The organism is Bradyrhizobium barranii subsp. apii (genome assembly GCF_011516635.5).
Classification (GTDB): Bacteria; Pseudomonadota; Alphaproteobacteria; order Rhizobiales; family Xanthobacteraceae; genus Bradyrhizobium; species Bradyrhizobium barranii.
The window spans coordinates 9,127,659-9,145,714 of record NZ_CP096255.1 but is presented as its reverse complement, the minus strand read 5'-3'; the positions used below and the strand labels follow the sequence as shown (position 1 = coordinate 9,145,714).

Below are 18,056 nucleotides of genomic sequence, written 5' to 3'. Positions count from 1 at the left end.
GCCGCTCTGCTCAGCTCTTGCCGGGGTCTGCCGGCATGATCTGGAGCAGCGGCTCCGGCTGGATCGAGATCTGGCCGGCGAACGGCCGGTCGTGCGCAGCGATGAGCAGCACGGAGGTGGCGACGCCGGTGGCGAACAGGCCCATCGCGATCGCCGATCCCAGCCGGTTGTCGCAATGAACGAGGCCGATCACCAATAGCGCGCAGGCCGCCTGGAGATACAGGCACCACCATTTGACCGGGTTCACCGCGGCGAGGCTGACGATGATCCGCTGCCGCCGCGCGTCCAGCGCCTGCTCCAGCGCGGCGATGAGCTCGCGCTGCACATTCGCCTGCCCCGGGCCTTGCGGCGTCATCGCGACGACGAACTGCAGGGCTTCGGCAAGTGCCGGCGGCGTGACCTTCAGCGACACTTCCTGATGCGCCATCATCGGCCATTCCACCGCGACGGCCTGGCCGACATAGTCGCGCACTAGGCCGCGGAGCTTCGTCTCCTGCTCCGCCGGCAAGCCGGCGGCCAGCAGCACGGCGCTGCGTAGCGCACTGGCCTCGCGGCTCACCGCGGCGCTGGCGCGGTCGCTGTCGCCCCAGACCTGCGCGGCGATGAAGGCGACGAACAGGCCGAAGATGATGCCGAGCACCGGCAGCATGCCCGGCGAGATCGCCTTCAGCGACTTCGCGCGCTCCTCCGTCGCGGCCCTCGCGATGCCTGCGAAGATGGCCGCGGCGAGCAGGTACGTGAATCCAAAGATCACCAGCGCCATTGCAGGCACCGGCAGATTGTGCAGCCAGTCGCTCATGCCGCTGTTGTCACTTGATTCGAAGCCCTAGATCAACCGCATCCGCGCAGGCCGGCGTGGCCGCTCGTGCCGACGACGAACCACGATGCAGCCCGGAATTGTCGTCATTTGAGCTGCGCGCAACAATTAGCACGGCGCGGCTGCGGCGCGATCAAGGGAGACGGAATGAGGACCCTTCGAGAATTTCTCGCTCCGGTCTACGGCTGGTTTACCGAGGGCTTCGACACCCGTGACCTGAGTGGAGCAAAGGCGTTGTTGGAGGAGCTCGCGACGCCGTAAGTGGAAATAGCGCCCGCTTGCTCATTTCGTAAACGGGCGCTGTCTTCCATTACAAAGATGTTAGTTCTTTGCTTCTTTGGGTGCTGGCGGATTCTGCGGAATAAAGGTGTGGGCCTTGGTCTTCCAGTTCCCGTCAGCTTGTTTAAGCAGAACGCGCAACGTGTGCCCGCTCATCGTCCGTACCTCGCCCCCGCTCTTGACTTGGTTCACAGTCCAACTCGACAGGAGGTACGCGAGATTTCCATCGGCGCGGGTCTCAATTATCTCGAAGGTGTGATCCTTGAAGCCCGCTTTGATGGCACCCTCCCAAAATTGCTTGATTGCCTCAGGCCCAATTGCGACCGGGGAGCCTCCTGGTACCAAGATAGCATCGTCAGTGTACATGGCTGGAAATGCCGCGGTATTTGGAGTGTTAAATGCGTTCAGCCATTGTTGGTTGGAGACTTCCATCGCTGTACGAAGATCATCCGCCCTTGCAGATGAGCCCCACATCAGAAGCGGGAGAAGCAATGCGAAGACCAATGATTTCGCACTCATTTTCCTCTCCTATTGTCTGCCATTGAGAAAATGAAGTCAGGAAAACAGACAGAGGTTATCCCATGCCGTTGGTTCGCGAAATGCCAGAAATGTGCGGGAGACTCACCCGGTGAAGCTAGTTTATCCGGTGGCAATATAGCCGCGCGCGCCTCGTCGAGATGCAGAAACAGCTATTTCTGATCCAGACGAACAGCGCTGAAATCCCGGAAGCGGATAGCAACGTCAGCAGTTCTGACGGAGCTAGTGATCGGGTTAGTGGCTTAGGCGACTGGCAGCACCAAGACCGCCGCCCGAGGCCAAGCTGAACGGTCTCGGAGAGCCGCTCCAAAGAGAGCCCCGACCGTACCAGCCGGGGCTCCAGGCGAGATCCGCGCGGCCGGGAGAGCAAGCCGCGCAATTTCGGAGTATGCCTGAGTCCATGCTGCCTCCTGTGATGGAAGTGCGGCGGTCCACAGGAAAGGCTGCTCAAAGCAATCCGCTCGCCACGAACCTGCAACGAGTGGCCGCCACCGCGTAACAAGTGAGGTGAACTCCAGAACGCCACTGCCGCGCCACCAAATCGCCTAACGACTCAACGACGCATGTTGCATCGGGCCGGGGCGATGCGCATGGGTGGTGTAGTGATGCGCAATTGGTCCAATGTTTATGTGACTGCGTCCGTGAGCGGGCTGATGGTCACGATGCTTTTGCTTGGCGCGATCCTCGCTCGAAATGTCGGACTGGCGGAGAAGAAAGGCGACCGGGTCATCGCTGTGTCAGCGCACAGCGAGGCCCGCACCCAGACGACTTCTGAGAACGGTGGCGGAGCCACGGTAGATTTTGGTGTCGCGGACCTTAGAGGGTCGCTGCCGTAAGGAAGTGATCATCGGCCCGCCCTGCCGAGCTCGCTGAGAGACCTTTCGGCTGGCCAGTCATCTTGCCTAAAGCGCGATGAGATTGGGATGAATCGTCATCGCGCTTTAGGTTGTTGTTTGAGCATGATCTCCGCGCAAACGCGCTCCGCGTTTGTCGAGAGGGAAAACCGCTGCGCACTTTTCCGGATCATGCTTTAGCCGAGGCGATCGGCGCGTTGTAGGCTGCCATTCCGGGTCATTCGTGACCAAGCGAAGACGGCCGCATGGAAGCGGCCTGCCTTGTGCGCTGGCCACTTCCGGTCTTCCTCGGTTCGCGGACATTCTCAAGGTCGGTCGGCATGTCTCAAACAGGGCCGCATCCGGACATGCACATAGTTTATACGGCAGGCCGCGGAATGCGGGCCTCGCTGCGCGTAGAGATCGCAAGCAGCTTGCTGGAACCCTATTCACCAGCTGTAGCGTATGCCCGCGGTGCCTTTGGCGCCTTGCGGGCCCGCGTTGACCGTGCTGCCGACGTCGAATTGATAACCGAATTGAGCATAGACGCTATAGCTCTTGTCGAGCTTGCCGGTGAAGCCGACGAAGGTTTCGACCGTCTGCATCTTCTGCAGCAGCAGCACTTGATCGATGCCAAAAGTGGTGTCCGCTCCCGCGCCCCAGCTGCGCCAGTAATTGACGCCTGCATAAGGCTGCAAGAGCATCCCGTTGCTGCTGGCAATGTTCCACTGCCCGCGCAGGCCGAGCCGTCCGATCGGACCCGACGTCGTGCCCAGCCCGACCGGGCCCAGACCGTCATTGGCTTCGTCGAACGATACCCGTTGCCAGATGATCTGGGCCTGCGGCTCGAGCACGAAGCCTGGGCCAAGCGGCAGCGGGATTGGATAGCCCGTCTCCAGGGAGGCAACGAAGCCGGCGCCCTTGAGCGGCAATTGCGTGAATTGCGTCGTCGCGTTGCCGCGATAGAGCGTCCCCTGCAGGATCGCGTCGAGGTACCAGCCGGTCGGACCGTAGTGCGTCCAGTAGCCGCCGGCCGAGTAAGCCTGGATGTCGTTGGTCCCGGTGTGGGTGAGCATGTAGCCAGTGGCGGCCGGGTTTGTGACCAGCCCGGTCACGTCGGCCCGCGCCTGGGTATAGGCGAAGTAAAGTCCAGCAGAGTCGCGGTGACCGGGGATGGTGCTGCCGCGCCAGAGATCGATTCCGCCTTGGAAGCCCGCCAGCCAGCCATCGGTGCGCGGGTCGGCGAAGGGCTGGTAGTGGCCGTTGATCTGCTGACCGAAAACGCGCGCCCAGTCTGACCGGCCCCAGCCATTAGGGTCGGTACCCGCATTCAACAATGTCATCGTGTCGCCGACTCGCTGGTTGAGCGTACCAAGCGTGGCGAGGCCGATTTGCCGGGCCATAGGTTGAACGGACCCGTACGTTGCAAGTCCAGGCCCGATGATTGGGTAGGAGCCGGGCGGCAGCCCGTCCGGAGGCGGATCGGGCGGCAGGATCGGCGGCGGGATAATCGGCGGGTCCGGGGGTGTCGGCCCCGAATCGAAAGTCGAGCGCAGGAACCAATCCTGGGGCGCATTGCCGTTAATGCCGCCGCGAAACAGGAAGTAATCATAAGCGCCGCCGCGCACCTCGCCGGCGAGCGAGAAAGCGCCGGGCGCCGTGGTGGCGTTGTTGACGGTCTGCACCAAAAGGATGCCGTTCGCAACGGTCTGATCGCCGGGACCGGTCGTGTTCAATACTCTGAGCGTTGTCGAGCCCGTCGCTGCGCCGCCGTTAATGACCAGCCTGTCGGATGGCGAAGTGTCGTTGCCGAGAAAAGTATTGAGCGTGATCAAGCCGCCTGCGCCCCCATAGTTATTCGCAATCAGCGTCTTGTAGCTCGACAGTTGTGTGGGGTCCGCGGTCGGCGGGGTGAAGATGATCTCACTGCTGTTGTTGGTCAGGTTGGTTGCGTTCGAATTGCCCGTCATCGTCCAGACGGTATTCTGCGCAAGGGTGACTGTGCTGATGCCGCCGGCCGCCGTCGTAATCACCCCTCGCAAGGTCGATGCCTGTGCGTTGAACGTCGTGCTGGCTCCAGACACCGTTTCGAGCAGGGTGTTGTTATTTGTTACTGCGACGGCATTACTAACCCGCCCTATTCGTGAGAGCGCGGTATTTTGGTCCGACTGGTGCATCCGCACACCTCCGCTGACGAGGCGCACAGGATTGCCTTCGGCTTTTCACCGCCTGACGACCGGTACTTTGCAACGCGCTTGAGGGATGGGTTGGGTGAACGCGGGCGGACGCCCCACCGGTCAAGGACCGAGCGGCAGCAGCGCGCCGGGCAAGCTGCGGATCAGGTCGGCTTCGGGACATGCCGCGGCGAACGCAAGGCGAATGCGGCTCTTGGTCTCGACAACCCGGGCGGCGATTTTCAAGAGCCGAAGACGCAGCGTCGCGAACTCGGCAGTGGCCAATTCCCGGACTTTGGGAATGGCGTCGCGCACGGTCAGCATCAGCCAATAAGCGGCGGTATGGAGAACGAGGCGGACTTGATTGGCGAGCGCCGAACGGCAACTGGTGCGATCGGAGGCGAGCTGCGTCTTATGCAGCTTGATCAGATTCTCGGCTTGGCCGCGCGCGCAATACAGGCTGTCGTAGATCCACTCGGCCGAGCCGACATCGAGGCTGGTGACGACGAAGCGGATGTCGAGGCCGAGCATCGTCGCCTCAATACGGGCGACGGTGCGTCGTTCGCGATCCCAGGACTTTGCCTTGTGGCGCGTCTCGGTATAGCCGCGCAGAACCGGCAGGTTCTCGATGGCGCGTCGCGTGCGGATGTCGTCGGCGACCGCGTCGACTTTTCTGGCGAGCGGCTTGGTGCCGGACAGACCGAAGATGTAGTCGATGCCGTTGGTCTCGCACCACGCCATTGCCTCCGGCCGGGCATAGTGCCCGTCGCCACGGAACGTAATTCGCGTGTTGTGCCACCGCGTCCGGATATGCCGTACCAGGCGGCGCAGATGGGCACGCACCTCGACGCCGCCCGGCGTCTTGCCGGGCCGCAGCACGACCGCCACGGGCCGGCTCTTCTCCGTGTCGTAGACGTGGATCGGCAGGAAGCAGCGTTCGTCATAATGAGCGTTGAACAGCGAGAGCTGCTGATGGCCGTGGACGACATCGCAGGTATCATCGATGTCGAGCGTGACGGATGCCGGCTCGCGCGGGTAGCTATCCATCCATGCGTCGACCAAAGTGTAGGTCAGTCGGATCACGTCGCGCAGGCGCGGAGCATTCTCCAGACGCGACAGCGTCGGTTGGGAACACAGATCGCGACCCGTGTCCGGCAGCCGTCCGCAGGCCAGCTTGAATGCGGGATCGGACCGCAGATGATCGAGGTCGTCGGCGTCCTCGTAGCCGCAGCAGATCGCGAACATGCGCGCGCGGAACATATCGACCAGGCTGTGCACGACCCGCGTCGGATCGCGCCGATCCGGGAACACCCGGGCCAAATTGTCGGCCAAGCCGAGACGCCGCTCGGCCATCGCCAGAAGCATCACGCCCCCGTTCGAGGTCAGCCGACCGCCATCGAAGGCAGCTGTGACTTTCTTGGCGTGAACGGCTGGAAACGAGAAGGGCAGAATCGTATCGTCGGTCATGGCGGGCGTGGTGTTCGCGGCTGAAGGTGATGGGGTTGGCTTTGCAACCGAATCCTACGCCGCATCAGCGCTTTACACCACGCTCGCCAGCCTCTCAGGCGCCCTCTGACGAATAAGACGGGCTAAGACTGATGTTGGCCGCGCCGCCCTGCACCGAGAAGGAGGCGGCGCTGGCCACGATGGTGGCGTTGCTGTACTGCAACGTGTTTCCGCTACCGTTGAACAGAAAGCCGAAGCCGCCATTTCCTGACGCGGTCACGTCGGTTCCGGTCATGGTTACGTTGCCGCCGTTCTGCAGCAGCCCGCCCGCGCCGTTGACGACGGACACCGAGCCACCACTCGTCGTAACGGTGCCGCCGGTCGTCGCATTCACTCCAGCGTTTCCACCGCCTCCCGTCACGCTGACGACCACATCGTTTGCGGTAACCAGGCTGTTCGCCCCCGTCGCCCGAAGTCCTATCTCCCCGCCGCCAATGCCCGGAACGGTAACGGAGCCGCGCGTCAACGTCACCTGGCCCCCGGACGCGGCGTTCACACCGACATCACCACCGCCATTACCTACCGACAAGCTCAGATCGGTCGCCGTGATCGAACTGTTGGTCCCTGTTGCCGATAAGCCGGTATTCCCGCCGCCTCCGGCGAACGTGATGCTGCTGCCGCTCGCAAGCTGGATACTCCCCCCGTTCTGCGCCGTAGCCGCGGTCATGCCGCCCGAAGCACCCATGTTCACGGAAAGACCATTGGCGATGATTTGGCTTGTCGCACCGTCGGCGGTCATCAACTTGCCGAAGCCACCGCTGAGATTGATCGACGAGCCAGGTGTGAATTGAATCAGACCTCCCGCCGTGGCCTGCACCACCCCGCCCACCCCGACCGCGGCGCCGCCGTTCCAATTCACAGTCGTGCTATTCGCGATGATCGTGCCGGTGGTGGCGATCATGGCCGCGCCGCCGCCGCCAGAATTCGCCAGGGTGATCGCATTAATGATGATCGTGCCGCCGGTGTTCGCAATCAGGCCAGTGCTGGCGGCGGTTACATTTGCGTTTGCGGTGACCGTGGCGTTTGCGGTGACCTGGATTCCTGTTCCACCACCATTGGCCGTCACCGTGCCATTGGTAGTCACGTTTGCGCCGTTCAACGCGCTGACCGCGATGTTGAAACCGGTGCTCACCGGATTATTGGCTACGCAGGTTCCGCCGTTCTGAAGGATGCCGCCGTTGACAGGATCAGTTGTACATTGAGCGCGGGCCGCTTGCGGTGCGGCGATGATAATCACGCAAGGCAGAACAACGGAAAGCACCCGTGCTCGCAGAGGGTGCCGACGCGGCGCCTGACCGGCAAGTAATCGCAAAGGCTTGCGCAGTTCCATTTTGTTGCGCCCGATCACACGCGATCACGAAAGGCAACGAGCACCAGAATTGTTGTGCGAAGACGCCGCATCTGTGGCGATCGCGGCAGCAATCCATTATCCCGACCGCTGTCGCTCACGAGTCACGCATGGGACAACAATGCTGATCCAACGGATCCACGCCGTGCTCTCTGGACAACCTCTAGTTGCCAGCGGGACTGATGACTGCTCTGGGGCAATCGCGTCGTTTTGCGAGGTTCGCGGTAAGGTCCGCTTTAGCCCCCAAGAGGCGACGTCGTTTAGATCAGCTTCAGTCCCTTCAGACTGGCGTGACCTTGTTTGCCGACGATGATGTGGTCGTGCACGGCGATACCGAGCGGTTTTGCGATGTCGATGATCGCCTTGGTCATCTGGATGTCGGCCTGCGACGGCGAGGGATCGCCGCTGGGGTGGTTGTGCAGCAGGATCATCTCTCGCGTAAATACTTGAAATAGCGCGTCAATCTGAGATTAACGTGGTTGTTGGTGCCGGGAATTGGGGCATGTTCGAAGTGCCTCGTCGTGATCATCACGCGCGGTCACGAGAATGCTCCGTGACTCTATTTGACGCACGGCAAGGCACTCTATTCTTTTCGTCCCACGCATCAAGCTCATCGATCGGGTAGAGGACGGCCTTGCCGATCTTCACGAATGAGGGGCCGATCCGCATTGCGCGCCAGTTTCTGAGCGTGCCCACGGAGATGCCACCACGGTAGCGCTCGGCGACTTCCTCAGGTGTCAGGAATTTGCTGCTCGTCATCACGCCTCCTTCGGCCACACGAGAGTCGGGCCGTATCGCCACCGGAACGGTTGTCGATCGTGAAGCTTGGCCGCTCAGTCGGTTTCGATCCCTGACAGGAAATCTGAGACGTCGTGGCTCACGCTGTTGCACGATCGTAGATGCAGCACGACTTCATTATTGAAAAGAGACGGCTGTGCGGTGTGCGGCAGCTGGATAGAGACGGCGGCAAATAGGACGCTCGGCCGCTAGCCTAATCGACCATAGAGAAGCGAAGGGAAGGGTGGTGCCCCAACCCTTCGCGGTTCGCAACCAGCGGCGAACCGGATCCAACGCTATCATTGTTTGCGTGCGGAGATGCGCAATTGTGACCGTATCATATCACTGAACGCGCGTACTGCGGGAGTGGGTTGGGACCGGCTATTTGTCACCATCAAAAGTGCACGTCGACGTGCCGGGTTCAATTTATGAAAACGTAGGCCCGTCTGTTTAGCCGGCGCCGAAAAGGCCGGGATGACCGACACCCCAAGTCCTTGGCGGACCATTTCTAGGAGCGTCCCCATATCTCGAACCCGGAACGCAATGTCTGGAGAGCAATCACTCTCAGCAAACATGGCCTGGATGGCGGGCTCGCAACCCGACGCTGACATGATGAAAGAGCGTCCTGCAATCGCAGGAATCGCGAGTTGGTTCGTTAGGCCACGATGAATGACGAGCGCTTGTGACTACAACGTACTCGTCCTCCGCGATCGTTTCGGTCGCCAGCTCGACGATTCTGAAGTGAATCCGATGTCTATGGCGTCTCGTACCACCCAATCTCGCACCTCGTTATCGCCTCCCTCCGGGAGTGTGACGTCGATCTTGGGATAGCGAGTTTGAAAGGCTCGAAGGTGTGCGGGTACGCGCCTTAAAGCCTGAGCGCGTCGTCTTGGATATTGGAACGGCTGGACCTGCGCCCTCCAGCGCCTGCTTGAGCGACCAGTTCAGGAGGAAGCTTGTCCGGCAGGTCGAACGACAATTCACGAAGCGCATCGCGGCAGTCGACCTTCTTGGCCCACTCGCTCACCATGCGATTGCCTGCTGTCTTTCGAAGCGCCTTGTCGATCTTCCCCACCCAGTTCTCAAGAAGCTTATGCAGCTCAGGCGATATCGCCTGTCGCGTCCAGATCATGTCGAAGTCAATGCGTCCACTACATGCCCAGGAAAGGCTCGCAATGGTGTACGCGACGATGTTCGCCTGAAACGCGGCGAACTTCTTTCCTCGCACGATCGATAGAGTGGCCCGGAAGAGAATCGCCTTAGCAACAAACGCCTTGAACCACGCCGTATCCGGCTCAAATCCATCCGGATGCTCGTCCTTCAGCGCCTGCATAAAGAACTGAAAGTTCTTCTGATTACCGAAGCTCACTTGATGTGCCTGCCCCTCCCAGGCATTCAGGTATTTCGCGAGGTCGGTCTTCGAGAACCTGCGCTCCTTCGGCGTCTCCTGCGCAAACCGTCGTTTCTGGCCTGCGGCGAATGACGCTTTTAGCTCTGCTGCGCCATAACTTCCGCGAGCGCGCTCGTAGAACCAGCGGCCTTTGCCGTCGGACAACCAGGTATTGTTCGCGAGTTTTTCCACGACGACATGGAAAGGATCGTTCGCAGAGAAGTCCGCGGGCTGAACGGTGTTCTGACTGTTGGCGGACTTCGAGACTGCCGCCACCATTTCGTCGAGATCCGCGCCGCTCACACAGATGATCTTGGCCGGTACTGAGATCGCGTCCAGGTTAGCCCCATCCTGCCGCTTGGCACGATGCAGGCTGGCGGTTGTCTGACCACCGTTGACGATCTGAAGTCCGCGAACCGATTTGACTCCGAAGTACCCGTTTCCGCTGTCCTCGACCTCCATCGAATCCACGGTTGCCACGATACCGTTGTTATATGCAAGGAAGCGGTGCGGGAGATCGCGAATTGTCGTTCGAAGTCCCGCGTTCACGCTCTTTCGGCCACGTAGCCCGAGAAACGCTCGCACGTTCAATTCGAGCAGTCGGGTACCGTATTTCTCGTAGACATCGGCAAGCAACGCGCCTGGTATGGAAGCCAGATAAGCCTCATAGTCGGCGCTGCCTGAGGAAGCCTTGAGACATGGAAGGGGGCCGCCAAAGTCGGCGCTGAAATCTACGACGATGTCGTCGCGGCGCAGTCCCTGTCCGAGGAGTCGCTGAAGCCGCTCGACGCCGAACAGGTCGACAATGACTCGCGTGCCATCAAAAGCCTTCTTGAGGTCGATTGATCTGAGCCCTGTGAGTCCGTCAGATAGAAGGACTACCCGAAGGACGCCGATCTGCTCGCGGGCTTCATAGATATGCCGAGCCAACTCGCTCGCGTCAGTATTCGATGGTTCGATCTTCGTATGCAGCCCTTTGCAGCTGCATTCGTAGAATTTCATCGCCTGCTGAAGTGCGCTCAGAATTTCGTCGCGGGTCAACGCGCGCGGCTGCACTTCTCCCGTGTGGATCGTCGTCACAAGGATGAGACGTTCCTCGTCGTCGGGAATGGAATAGCCGGTTATCTTGTATTTTGTTCGCGCGAAGGTGCCCTCCTGCCACAAGAGCGTGGGGTTCTCAATCGCTCCTTCGTCGCCAAGGCGGTCCAAAACAATGCGGGTGAACTCTTCCTCACTATAAATGCTGCCGTCGCCTGACTGGATCGCCTCGTCAACCTCACTCGCAAGTTCCCGCGCGAACGCCTCCATTGCTTCGTCCGTCATGAGGCCCCGCCCATCATTCTAAGAGATCGAGATAGACTATCCGCCCCGATCAGGAAGCCGCCAAGTAGTCTTTCGTCCAGAGAGTACGACGCATCCACAATTTCGGGCGGTACCGAAAGGCCGGTCAGCCGCGGAAAGTCTACCCGCACCTCAAAGCCGTACAGGTCCTGTAGAATGAATGCGAATTCCGGAGGTGCTTGCGGCTCGACCTCAAGCAGTCCTGCCCTGAGAAGCCGATCATCGAACGCTCGCCTTACGCCGGGTGCGGATCGATCGATGGCCTCACGAATGTCGCGCACGGCCGCGAGCACGGTACGTCCCTCGGGTGCTTCCTGGAATCGTGCACGAGCGATGAGCAGGGATGAAAGTCCCCGGCGATCAAGCTGGTCCAAGCGCGATATCCGCACGAGGTTTCCTCCGCCGGCAACCGCTTTGACCTCGATCCCGATCCCCGATCTGCTGAAGTCGTGAATGCCGTCCAGAGGACCGAACCAAGCCTCAACAGCCGCTTCATGGCCGATCTCGCCAGAGAGAAGCTCCAGCATGGTGAGTTCCCCGAGCAGTCCGATCTGCTCCTCTCTTGAGAGGCCGCGTCGGCCGGAGCGCAGAAAGGCCTGCCAAGCCTCCAGCCGCGAAACGCCGATCGTGAGGGCCTGAGCAGGGGTTGCAGCTTGTCGGATGACATCCACAAGATCGGCTGCCAGGACTTCAAACACATCGCGCAGCGGCTCTCGCTCCAGGGCGACGGCGATGCGAACGACGCCTTGAGCCGGGTCCCGTCGGTCGCTGAGACTCACGCCTTCTGCGGCGATTCTCAACAGCGTGGCCGGCGCGGCGCCAAGGGGGGCTTCAATGAGGAGTGCGATACGACCGTCCGGCTCTCGTATGCCCGCCAGAAAGCGCACTGTTGCAGGTACAGCGAGGGCGACTGCTCTCCATTCGCGGTCGCTTGGTGCGGCGCGCGCAGCCTCGGCCCATTTCGATACGAGATCGTTCCGAATCGATGTCATACCGGTTCAAGCCGCTGTTCGACGGTGTTGAACCGATACCGGATCGATCGGCCGCTGCGAGAGTCAGGGAAGCTCACAACGACCCCGAAGATCGGTACGTCGATGTCACGCAGCTCCGCCTTTTCGGGCGAGAGCGGATAGAGTAGGAGAAGGGCTCTCTTGGGGTCTTCGCCGCGAACCCTCCGTATCTCAGGCCCATCGGGAGTGGTTGCCGGGTCTTTGCCGGCTGCCGAGCGCTTTGCGTTTGTGGCAGCAAGCGCTCGATCAAATTCTGATTGATCAAGGTCAATGGCCTCATCCCGAGGCGAGAGTATGGTCTTCACCACATACCGGCCGGATGCTTTCCCACGGTCCAAGGGAGCTCGCTCGATCGTCTTGAAGGCCCAGTCATTCGCCGTCAGCGACTCGCCCGTCCCGCTGAGGACCGCGATCGTCCAGTCGGTCAGTTCGCGTGCACCGAGTTGTTCGCGGATGTATGCGCTAAGGCGAGCTGCATTCACATCGCGCGCCTCTTCAGGAAAAAGGAGCGACCCCAAAAGAGTAGCTACCTCAGCGCCGGCTACGCCTCTCCACAGGCGGCGCTCCCCAAGAGCCTTGAAGTTCGCTTCGCGCGCAGGCTCGGCAGGTCGGCCGATCCGATCCAGAAAGTTCGTGATCGTCGCAGCATTGCGCTGGTTTCTCGATTGATCATTGAAGAGGACCGTCTGTATCTTTGCCTCGCCCTGAAATGAGACCTGGAATTCCCTTGAGTGACGCATCTTGTTCGGGGCGGTGACGAGCAGGATGTCATGGGACTGAATCCTGAGACCATATTGCTCAGGGGTCGCCCCGATCATGGCCATGTGATCGAGGCGCGCGCGCAGCTCTTCTGCTGCGGTCGCCACATGGCGGAACCACAGCTGCAAGTCAGGCGTCATGTACAGCCTACACAGATCGACGTAGCCAGGCCGGTACCCGAACCAACGGCCCATCTGCATGAGACTGTCGTACATTCTTGACGGTCGCAGAAAATAGCTGACCGTCAATCCCTCCAGCGTCAGTCCGCGCGAGAGCTTGTCGCCGCCGATCGCAATGACGTTGAGCCCCTGCGCGGCATTGCCGTCATAGTCGAGCGCATCGCGAATTTCACTGTTGACGACCTGCGGCCTGATCTTGTCGGCGGCGGTAGAAAGTTCGCGCTCGACCGCGGACCATTCGGTTATGGGGAGCGTTCCTCCGATTTCCGTTGCTCTGATCGTCGCCGACGTCGGCAAGAAATCCTGCTCCCAGAGCTCTCGCAGTCGATCGAGGATCGGGTCCTTCTTCTTTGTTCGATACTTGAGCCTGCGTTTGAGATCGGCGACCCACTCGTCGACCTGCCGAAAGACCGCCTGATGCACGTCCTTGTAGCGAGAGACGTGGACCAGCATCGAGTTGTGCACGTTGCGCTGGCCACGCGCCGCGCGGGCCGCACATGCGAGCACAAAGCTCAGGATGGCGTCTTCAAGCGACGGAGGAATACGGTCCTCCCCGTCGTGCCGGGGCGCAAACCCCTTCTTGTGGTCGACCTTGATCCATCCTTCATCGTCCTGATCAACGTCCCGCGTGACGTCGAGCGGCTCCTGCGCCGTGTCGGCACCGGCCCCATCAATTCCGAACAGCAGGCCCGGTCCGACGTAGTTTGACGGCGACGGAAGGTTGATGATGAAGCTTCGCGGGAAAACGTCGTCGCCGTACTCTTCCGTTGCCGCGGCATCATGAATGAGCACGTTCGCAAACGGGGTCGCGGTGTACGCCACATACGCAGATCGAGAGAACGACGAGAGCAGGCGTCGTATCTGACCGTTTATGCGCTTGGGCTCGTAATCTGGATCGGGAGCATCATTCTCGTCAAATTGCTGCTCGCCCGTGTCGACCGATGCCTGATCGGCCTCGTCGTCGATGAGGAGAAGCGGACGCGCCTCCGTGTCGCCCCGCGGCGCCAAGACCTCGCTGACCCAATTGTTCAGATTTTCGAGGATGCGAGCGTTCTTCTTGATGACCAGAAGCACCGGCCTCTGCTGCACGCCGATCCCAAGATTGTCCGCGAACGCGCGATTGAAATCCCCGTTCGCTGCCTGGGTGGTGAGGTGCTCGGCATGGATGCTGCGATCAAGCTCGCCGACACCGATGCGCGTGAAGCCAGCGCCGCCACTTGCGGGAGTCGTATTGTAGCCAAGAAAATCGCGATCCATGCGACGCTGAGTTTGTTGCCTGAGCGCGTTGTGCATGCCGGCGAGTATGATTATCAGCTTGTACCCTGCGTCGGCCGCTTTGCTCGCCAGTCCGGCGTAGTTGGCGGTCTTTCCGAATTGGACGTGCCCGACGACGAGCCCGCGACGATCCCAGGGGCCGTCACGGTTCGGGTCTTCCATCTGCTCAATGATCAGATCGGTAGAGAGGTCGATCGCATCGATCGCCGCCGGTGGCCAACCCTGATCCTGCATCAGGAAATCGCTGTAGCGCTTGAAGAACCTGCGCCCTTCCTTTCGATCCCCGAAATACCAGGGAACGTGGCCTCGCTCGTCAACGAGTCGCGTTGGCCGCCCAACCTTGACGATGAGCCTCGTTTCCAACTCCTGCACGATCGCCGCGAGCTGCTCAGCCAACATCTCCCGCGCAAGGAGCTTCGCACAATCGCCGACCGCCTTCTCGATCTCCTCCCTGCCGACCGCAGTGTCGGGATGGCGCTGCCGAAGCATCATGAGGGCCATCGAGCCGATCGCATCCTCAACTGAACTCATCGCTTCGCCCCCTGCAGCTTCCGCATCAATTTTCCTTCGATATCCTCGACCTTGTCGAACGGGTCCATCGTGGCCAGCCGCGCCGCGGCTTCGTGAGGAGTGAGGCCCGCTCGCTCCATCATTCTCGCCATGGAGAGCGCAGCGTTGACGAGCTCCGAGCTGTCGACCGCCTCGTCAGGTACGCCACGCTCCGTCACGTCAAGCCATACGCGATCAACAGGAACGGTTCTCTCGATAAGATCGAGCAGCCCATCAAGCAGATCGAAACCCGTCTTGTCCATGCGCCCCTTGAGCAGCTGGATCAGTTCGTGGTCGCGTCGCACCGTATACCGGCGCTTCGCGCCCTCAGGATTTACCTGCCATATTCGAGATACGCCGGTCGCCTTCTGCCGACTGCCGTACTGTCCGCGATGGACGAATACCTCCCGCGCTTTGCGGCGAACGTCTTCGGCTATCCTCTGGAGTGACTTACGGATCGCATCCGGTGGACGAGCTATCGCCTTCCGAACGTCGATACGCCAATCATGGTCCGCCGTATTGGGAATATCGATGCGTATGCGGGCCAACCGGCTCGTTTCGTCTCGGGTCCACGCGCGGCTTCCACCAAGTCCGAGCCAACCTCCCGCCGACAGCAGGCGCTTGTGCCGGTAGACATAGAAGCCCTGCTGGGCCGTCCATCCATCCGGGCCGCCGGCCTTCTCGAATTCGATCTCGTTGCGGAACCGGTCCCGGTGTGGCAAAACGAAGCCGCGGACGCGAACCCTGCCGCCCGGGCCATCTATATGCTGCTCTGGATTTCGGATGATCGATTCATCGCTTTCCAAGAAAGGGTCCCACGCTTTCACCCGACTACCATTGAGCGTGATCTTGAGCGCTGCGGCGTCACCTGCGAGAAAGCGATGGAAGACCATAGCAAGGTGCGCATCGACGCGCTGGAGATCGGCGAGAAACGATTCGTAGCTCGGTCGATCGTTCGTTCGTCCAAAGTCGACCTTACGCCATACAACGAGCGTGCCCGACTTCTTCGATTTCAACTGATCGCGGATTTCGCTCCAGAGGCCTGCGTCGCCCTCGATCAAATCCCACCCGCCGCCGCTCTTGCGAAGCTGGTCCAAGTCCCACGTGAACGACGCCAGGCCGGAAGAGGTTTTTGAGACCACAGTCAGCTGTCGGCATTGCGACAGTGATGCGGTCTTAAGACCTAACCCGAACCTACCGAGGTCCTCAGCCGTTCGCTCGGCTTCCGGCCCGATGCCACCAAAGCGCATGGCTTCGACCAGGCGATCGGCATGCATGCCGGACCCGTCGTCGAGTATCCACCCGACCGGCTCACCATCGTTCCATTCCCATTGGATCTCGATACTCTTGGCGCCGGCGGCTATGCTGTTGTCGAGAATGTCGGCAATCGCTGTCTCAAGCGAATAGCCGACCCCCCGAAGGGAGCCAACAAGGGCGGCAGCGGATGGCGGTACGGCACGCGTTGGCACGGGCAAAGGCAATGAGAGCCCCACGGGAAGGGAAAGACGGCAACTTACCAGCGGTTGCGGACGATGGCGAGCCGAGTGTGCGGTTCGACATCATGAGCCAAGCCAAGCGCAGCGCCCTGATGGGGCGCATCCGGGGCCGCCACACGGGACCGGAGATGACCGTTCGCAGGCTCCTGCATGCTGTGGGGTACCGATTTCGGCTCCATGCCCGGGACCTTCCGGGTAAGCCAGATATCGTCTTTCGGAGCAGGCGGGTTGCCCTCTTCGTGCACGGCTGCTTCTGGCACCGCCACGACTGCGGGTTGGCGTACATTCCCAAGACCCGTGCAGAGTTCTGGCAGCGCAAGTTCGATGGCAACGTTGCTCGCGACCGAAGAACGAAGCGGGAACTAGAGGTTGCCGGCTGGCGAGTGGTCACCGTCTGGGAGTGCCAGCTGGGCGATCTTGCTTCCCTGGCGGGACGGCTCGCAAAGGAGCTTGGACCGCCAGGGAAGCAAGGTCGCCGCGCTGGTCCGATATCTAAGGTGCGACGGTCGGCGCAGAAAACTCGCGATCAAGCCAAGCCCTCAAGGCGGTAGCGTCCGCGTGCCCGTGTCGCCTGAGGAGGCCGGCAATGTCGCGCGCCGAGATCACGATGATCGGATGCTGATCCTCCTTGATCTCGCGATACGCCTGCAGATCGACGTAACTCGTCGTGACGAGTATTCCGAACTGCCGGTGGCGCAGCCGAGAGATGAGGCGCGACATTTCCCGCACGCCAACGCTGTTGTCGAGCGCGTAGCACTTTGCCTCCAGGGCAAAGTCGACAAGGATGGATGCGATCCCGTGACCAAGGCGCAGCTTGCCTATCGCGTCTCGACCGCCATCCCGTGACGGACGCGTCAGATCGAGCTCTGCGATGTCAGGCAGCATCAGCCTAGCAAGCGCGGCAGCGCACTTCTCAAAATCGTGCGGACGTTCTGCGAAGAATTGGTGGACCTCGCGAATGATGGCAAGGTCTTCTGCGCCGGAGGGGAGTTGCTCGATCTTTGTCCTGTACTCAATGGAGCGGGTAGATTTGAGCGGTTGATACCGGCCCCTCTCCACCCAGTCGGTCCACGCCTGCGGCGCGCGTTGCGTGTGGGGCGTCCCTGCTATTACTTCTTCGATCCAGGTCCGTTCAATAAGGGGCGCATTCAGGATGGTGAAGCGTGCGCGATAATTCTGAAAGCGCATGCCGTTCGCAGTCCGCCAGATCGCGACCAGGTCCTCCGCAACCTGTTGCTCCGAAGTGCCCGGCACCGCGAGCCCGAGGAACATCACGTCCCGCCAATCACCAGTGTTGCCGAATACGAAAATCGGCGGAACGGTGCGCCGGCCAGTCTCGCCCTCGTGCGCGGCGGCAAAAATGCGGCGAAGTAGTTCGTTGCCGTTGCGGGGCGTCGCATGGAGGGCGCGGCCCGGCTGCTTGTTGTCCCCATAATACGTGAACGCGCCGGTTTCCCGATCAAGCTCATCAGGCCAGTTGGCGTCGCTCATCGAGGAAGTCAGTACGACCATTTCAAGGGCGGCGAGAGAACCGCGGTACCGGAAGCCACCCTGGTTGGAAACCCGAAGAAGACGAGGAAACGGGTCATCGCCAGCATTGCCGGAGCGACCGCCCTCATATAGTGCGTCGACGTGCAGATCGGCCCCTCCAAGCGCGTCGAACGAGATCGACCTTCCCGCATCCCCCACGGCACTCTCCCCGGTTATTTCTGCTCAGGCGGCCTGGCAATGTCCGTCGAACCTGGTAAGTTGCGGCGGCGCACCACTCCCTACCATGGACTTTCTC

13 protein-coding genes and 2 pseudogenes are annotated in these 18,056 nt (G+C 61.0%); 2 read left to right on the top strand and 13 right to left on the bottom strand.

All coding sequences use genetic code 11. From position 1 onward, the window contains the following. Positions 1-10: 10 nt before the first annotated feature. Complete coding sequence (locus HAP41_RS43630) at positions 11-799, bottom strand: bestrophin-like domain (RefSeq protein ID WP_063980707.1); 789 nt, start codon at positions 797-799, stop codon at positions 11-13. Positions 800-1,138: 339 nt separating this feature from the next. Beyond that, entirely contained in the window at positions 1,139-1,615 is a 477-nt protein-coding gene (locus tag HAP41_RS43625) for a YybH family protein (protein ID WP_166074802.1), read from the bottom strand. Between the two features lie 608 nt (positions 1,616-2,223). On the opposite strand from HAP41_RS43625, the gene HAP41_RS43620 reads away from it, so the two are divergent. Next, on the top strand, positions 2,224-2,469 hold the full coding sequence (locus tag HAP41_RS43620) for a hypothetical protein (protein WP_135215889.1): 246 nt from the start codon (positions 2,224-2,226) through the stop codon (positions 2,467-2,469). A 446-nt stretch (positions 2,470-2,915) separates the two neighbouring features. On the opposite strand, the gene HAP41_RS43615 is transcribed toward HAP41_RS43620, so the two are convergent. The 10 genes and pseudogenes from HAP41_RS43615 to HAP41_RS43575 form a co-directional block, all read right to left on the bottom strand. Beyond that, positions 2,916-4,643 (bottom strand): autotransporter family protein, encoded by a 1,728-nt coding sequence (locus tag HAP41_RS43615; protein ID WP_166074808.1) that lies wholly within the window; start codon positions 4,641-4,643, stop codon positions 2,916-2,918. 120 nt (positions 4,644-4,763) lie between these two features. Then, positions 4,764-6,107, bottom strand: coding sequence for an IS1380 family transposase (locus HAP41_RS43610; protein ID WP_166053720.1), 1,344 nt, complete (start codon positions 6,105-6,107; stop codon positions 4,764-4,766). Between the two features lie 94 nt (positions 6,108-6,201). Beyond that, a complete protein-coding gene (locus HAP41_RS43605) occupies positions 6,202-7,476 on the bottom strand; it encodes a beta strand repeat-containing protein (protein WP_166074867.1) in 1,275 nt (424 codons plus the stop codon). A gap of 278 nt (positions 7,477-7,754) precedes the next feature. Continuing rightward, positions 7,755-7,925: pseudogene (locus tag HAP41_RS43600) on the bottom strand (JAB domain-containing protein); the annotation flags it as partial. Positions 7,926-8,022: 97 nt separating this feature from the next. Continuing rightward, positions 8,023-8,253: a helix-turn-helix transcriptional regulator gene (locus HAP41_RS43595; RefSeq protein ID WP_166074885.1), complete on the bottom strand. Its 231-nt coding sequence runs from the start codon at positions 8,251-8,253 to the stop codon at positions 8,023-8,025. A 317-nt stretch (positions 8,254-8,570) separates the two neighbouring features. Then, a pseudogene (locus HAP41_RS50830) lies at positions 8,571-9,092 on the bottom strand (LysR family transcriptional regulator substrate-binding protein). Between the two features lie 47 nt (positions 9,093-9,139). Continuing rightward, positions 9,140-10,984 (bottom strand): AIPR family protein, encoded by a 1,845-nt coding sequence (locus HAP41_RS43590; protein WP_166074923.1) that lies wholly within the window; start codon positions 10,982-10,984, stop codon positions 9,140-9,142. Then, complete coding sequence (locus HAP41_RS43585) at positions 10,981-11,994, bottom strand: PD-(D/E)XK motif protein (RefSeq protein WP_166074926.1); 1,014 nt, start codon at positions 11,992-11,994, stop codon at positions 10,981-10,983. The genes HAP41_RS43590 and HAP41_RS43585 overlap by 4 nt, the downstream gene beginning before the upstream one ends. Then, on the bottom strand, positions 11,991-14,756 hold the full coding sequence (locus tag HAP41_RS43580; RefSeq protein WP_166074931.1) for a Z1 domain-containing protein: 2,766 nt from the start codon (positions 14,754-14,756) through the stop codon (positions 11,991-11,993). The genes HAP41_RS43585 and HAP41_RS43580 overlap by 4 nt, the downstream gene beginning before the upstream one ends. After that, positions 14,753-16,255 carry an ATP-binding protein gene (locus HAP41_RS43575; RefSeq protein WP_166074948.1) on the bottom strand — a complete coding sequence of 501 codons (1,503 nt, stop codon included), beginning with the start codon at positions 16,253-16,255 and terminating at the stop codon, positions 14,753-14,755. Before HAP41_RS43575 ends, HAP41_RS43580 begins: the two co-directional genes overlap by 4 nt. On the opposite strand from HAP41_RS43575, the gene HAP41_RS43570 reads away from it, so the two are divergent. Next, positions 16,219-16,821 (top strand): very short patch repair endonuclease, encoded by a 603-nt coding sequence (locus HAP41_RS43570; RefSeq protein WP_321576661.1) that lies wholly within the window; start codon positions 16,219-16,221, stop codon positions 16,819-16,821. The genes HAP41_RS43575 and HAP41_RS43570 overlap by 37 nt on opposite strands. Here the strand turns inward: HAP41_RS43570 and HAP41_RS43565 are convergent. Continuing rightward, positions 16,763-17,959 carry a restriction endonuclease gene (locus HAP41_RS43565; protein WP_166074966.1) on the bottom strand — a complete coding sequence of 399 codons (1,197 nt, stop codon included), beginning with the start codon at positions 17,957-17,959 and terminating at the stop codon, positions 16,763-16,765. The two genes, HAP41_RS43570 and HAP41_RS43565, sit on opposite strands and share 59 nt — an antisense overlap. Between the last annotated feature and the right edge of the window lie 97 nt (positions 17,960-18,056).

Excerpts from the sequence above, each read along its gene's own strand:
- HAP41_RS43630 (WP_063980707.1), bottom strand. The coding sequence starts at position 799 with ATGAGCGACTGGCTGCACAATCTGCCGGTGCCTGCAATGGCGCTGGTG.
- HAP41_RS43625 (WP_166074802.1), bottom strand. The coding sequence starts at position 1,615 with ATGAGTGCGAAATCATTGGTCTTCGCATTGCTTCTCCCGCTTCTGATG.
- HAP41_RS43620 (WP_135215889.1), top strand. The coding sequence starts at position 2,224 with ATGGGTGGTGTAGTGATGCGCAATTGGTCCAATGTTTATGTGACTGCG.
- HAP41_RS43615 (WP_166074808.1), bottom strand. The coding sequence starts at position 4,643 with ATGCACCAGTCGGACCAAAATACCGCGCTCTCACGAATAGGGCGGGTT.
- HAP41_RS43610 (WP_166053720.1), bottom strand. The coding sequence starts at position 6,107 with ATGACCGACGATACGATTCTGCCCTTCTCGTTTCCAGCCGTTCACGCC.
- HAP41_RS43605 (WP_166074867.1), bottom strand. The coding sequence starts at position 7,476 with ATGGAACTGCGCAAGCCTTTGCGATTACTTGCCGGTCAGGCGCCGCGT.
- HAP41_RS43595 (WP_166074885.1), bottom strand. The coding sequence starts at position 8,253 with ATGACGAGCAGCAAATTCCTGACACCTGAGGAAGTCGCCGAGCGCTAC.
- HAP41_RS43590 (WP_166074923.1), bottom strand. The coding sequence starts at position 10,984 with ATGACGGACGAAGCAATGGAGGCGTTCGCGCGGGAACTTGCGAGTGAG.
- HAP41_RS43585 (WP_166074926.1), bottom strand. The coding sequence starts at position 11,994 with ATGACATCGATTCGGAACGATCTCGTATCGAAATGGGCCGAGGCTGCG.
- HAP41_RS43580 (WP_166074931.1), bottom strand. The coding sequence starts at position 14,756 with ATGAGTTCAGTTGAGGATGCGATCGGCTCGATGGCCCTCATGATGCTT.
- HAP41_RS43570 (WP_321576661.1), top strand. The coding sequence starts at position 16,219 with ATGGCGGTACGGCACGCGTTGGCACGGGCAAAGGCAATGAGAGCCCCA.